Raw genomic sequence first — 2,873 nt, 5'->3', positions numbered from 1 at the left:
CCCCCCCGGGTTGCCCCACCCCCACTCCCACCCCGTCCGGCACCCCGTCGGCGACCACCACCCCGAGCGCCACGACCTCCCCGTCCGCCGCGCCGTCCCCTTCGGCCCACCAGTAGTCGAGCCGCACCCCTTCGTTCCCAGGCCAACGGCTCGGGAGTACGGGGTGCGGTGGCACGGAAGCGAGACACGAGGGCCCGGCGCAACCGCCGGGCCCTCGTCCCGCGTGCGAACATCTGGATCGTCAAGTCATCGTGCTGATTGGATGAGCAGTATGTTTGACAAGCATTCGATAGACGCCCCCTGGGGCGCATCCGTGTTCGGCGCGGCGAGCGTGGACGCGGCGCCGGACCTGGCCCGGCTCCGGGTGGCGATCGCGGAGACGCGGCCCAAGCCGGGTGAGGCGTTCGAGGCCACCCGGGGCGGGGTCAACCGGATCCGGGACGTCCTGCGCGGTCACGGGATCCCCGACACGGCGGTCTCGACCTCCCGACTGGATCTGAAGTCCTCATGGGACTACGGCAGTAAGCGCAAGTTCCTCGGTTACGAGTGCACCGCCTCGTTCGTGATCGAGCTGCGCGAGCTCGACCTGCTGGAGTCCGTGCTCGTCGATGTCGTCGAGGCCGGGGCGAACCAGGTCGACGGTGTCGAGTTCGACGTGAGCGCGAAGAAGGAGCTGCGCGCGCAGGCCCGTACGGCCGCGGTCGCCGCCGCACGGGAGAAGGCGGAGCTGTACGCGGAAGCCGCCCAGGTCCGGCTCGGTCCGGTCGTCCACATCAAGGACGTCGACTCCGACCAGTTGCAGAACAGTTACCGCAGCCACCGCGGCGGCGGGGGTGGCGACGGCGACGGCGATCTGACGCCGGGCAGGATCAGTGTCACCGCGGGCGTGGTCATCGGCTTCTCGCTCATCGGGGGCTGACAGCACCCACCCGGGTCGCGGCGCCCGGCGGTCAGCGCCCGGCCCGCTGCTCCAGGGTCTCCTTCATGACCTGGGCGCCCCGGACGACGCGTGGCCGGACCTGGTCGATCATCTCGTGCGGCAGCACATCGGTGGTCCAGATCAGTCGGCAGTGCCCGTCGCCTTCCGGGAACACCTGGAAGGAGGCGTGGTGGTGGGTCAGCGGGATCCGGAACCCCTCGACCGCCGAGTAGGCGAGCCGGCGCAGGTCGTCGTCGACGCTCACGATCAACTCCCGCACGACCGCGCCGCCCGGCACCGTCAGGTACCGGGTGTCGCCGTCCATCCGGACGTCGAGGACGTAGCCGGGGACGAGACGCTCGTGCACCGCGCCGACGTCGCGGACCGCGTCCCACACGTCGTCGGCGCCGGATTCGATCGCGATGTCCTGAACTATGGTGGCGATGGCGGTTCTCCTTGCCCGTACTGATGACTGACGATCCGTGACGATGATTGTCCGTCAGACCGGGACCGGATCGGACCGGCGCGGCGCCGGGGAAGGGCTTCGCCGATCGGGCCGGACAGGACGGTCAGGCGGCGTCCGGGCCGGGGTCCGGGTCCGGGCCGGGGCCTGATCCGTCGGTACCGGCGGGGTTGCCGTCCGGTCGGCCGGAGGCCCGGCCGGCCGGAGGGAAGGCGGCGATGAGCGTGGTGGTCACGGCGAGGCCGAAGTTCCCGGCGTTGACCGCGGTGGCTCCGGCGAGGGTCATGGCGATTCCGGCGATCGCACCGGACAGGGCGAGCCCGGCGAGCCGGGCGGATCGACCGGCGAGCCGGCCGCGGAGCCGGCGGCCGTGGGTCCGCCCGACCGGCCGCCGCGGATCGCGGCCGGTCGAGGGTGTCTGGTTGTGCACGCGAAGCCCTCCTCCCGTGCGGTCCGGCCCGCCGGCCGAACCGCCGTTCTCCGAGACCTCGGAATATCGTCATCCGATTCGATTCCGGAAATTTCGGTGCCCGTTCTCGCGGAAAAGTCCCCGTGCCGCGCGACGTCGCCGGAATCGTCCGGTGCGGCAGCGGAATTCCCGACAGCGCACCGTGTCTACAGATCACCATCCCTCGGGGCGTCCCGCCAGAACCGAAGCCGATCACGCGCCAGGTCCGGGCAGATCGCTCCTTTTCGCGGACAACGGTCCGACGAGTTGGGACGCGGCGCGTCCGGGATTGGCGCGGGACGCGTATGCTGTCGGACACCTCGGGACACCGTCGGACAGGCATGGGGGGCTGTGCGATCTCGATGAACGGGAACCCCACGGATCATCTCGATCCCGCTTCCGCCACGAGCAAGGAAGACCTTGCCCGCTGTCTGAGAATGCTGCGGATCCGCGCGGACAGCCCTTCCTACCGGGACCTGGAGAAGCAGGCGCTCCAGATCGGCCGCTCGCTGCCGAGGACGACGCTCGGCGAGGTCCTGTCCGGCCGCCGCTTCCCGAGCAAGGCGTTCCTGCTCGCCTTCGTCGAGCTGTGCGGCGTCGACCCGGCCGCCGAGCCGACCTGGGAAAGTGCCTGGAACCGCCTGGCCGTCCGCTACAAGGCCGACGTCCGCGCCGAGCCGAGACCGGGCGCGGAGGACCCGCGCCCCGACCTGTCCCGCCAGGAGCTCCGGGCCACCCGGCAGCGGGTGCGGGAGCTGGAAGAAGAGGTGGCCGAGCTGCACGCCGCCTCGACGGCCCGGACCGAGGCGTCCCGACGTGCCGGGGAGGCCGTCGGACGGGCCGTCGAGGCATGGACGGCGGTGGCCGACGAGCTCGACCGACGGGGCGAGCGCGCGCTCGCGGCCCGTGCACGCACCGCCCTCGCCGAGCTGGCCGAAGCCGAGTTCGCCGGAGCCGGAGCGGGGGTGAGAACCGCAGCCGCGGCCGGGGCGGGAGCCTCGGCCCCACCCCCCGAGCGGACCGCCGCCGGTCCCGTCCCCGGC

The 2,873-nt window shown here is 72.2% G+C and carries 3 protein-coding genes and 1 pseudogene; 2 read left to right on the top strand and 2 right to left on the bottom strand.

The features are described from left to right. Positions 1 to 271: 271 nt before the first annotated feature. Positions 272 to 919 carry an SIMPL domain-containing protein gene (locus VR45_RS32285; protein ID WP_045943436.1) on the top strand — a complete coding sequence of 216 codons (648 nt, stop codon included), beginning with the start codon at positions 272 to 274 and terminating at the stop codon, positions 917 to 919. Between the two features lie 31 nt (positions 920 to 950). Here the strand turns inward: VR45_RS32285 and VR45_RS32280 are convergent, their stop codons facing one another. Further along, complete coding sequence (locus VR45_RS32280) at positions 951 to 1,355, bottom strand: SRPBCC family protein (protein WP_286163562.1); 405 nt, start codon at positions 1,353 to 1,355, stop codon at positions 951 to 953. Between the two features lie 133 nt (positions 1,356 to 1,488). Beyond that, positions 1,489 to 1,812: a hypothetical protein gene (locus VR45_RS32275; protein ID WP_045943434.1), complete on the bottom strand. Its 324-nt coding sequence runs from the start codon at positions 1,810 to 1,812 to the stop codon at positions 1,489 to 1,491. A 455-nt stretch (positions 1,813 to 2,267) separates the two neighbouring features. On the opposite strand from VR45_RS32275, the pseudogene VR45_RS32270 reads away from it, so the two are divergent. Next, positions 2,268 to 2,873, top strand: a pseudogene (locus VR45_RS32270) (hypothetical protein); the annotation flags it as partial.

This window comes from Streptomyces sp. NRRL S-495 (assembly GCF_000966955.1).
In the GTDB taxonomy this organism is placed as follows: domain Bacteria; phylum Actinomycetota; class Actinomycetes; order Streptomycetales; family Streptomycetaceae; genus Kitasatospora; species Kitasatospora purpeofusca.
This window is presented reverse-complemented; position numbering and strand designations above follow the sequence as displayed.

Excerpts from the sequence above, each read along its gene's own strand:
- VR45_RS32285 (WP_045943436.1), top strand. The coding sequence starts at position 272 with ATGTTTGACAAGCATTCGATAGACGCCCCCTGGGGCGCATCCGTGTTC.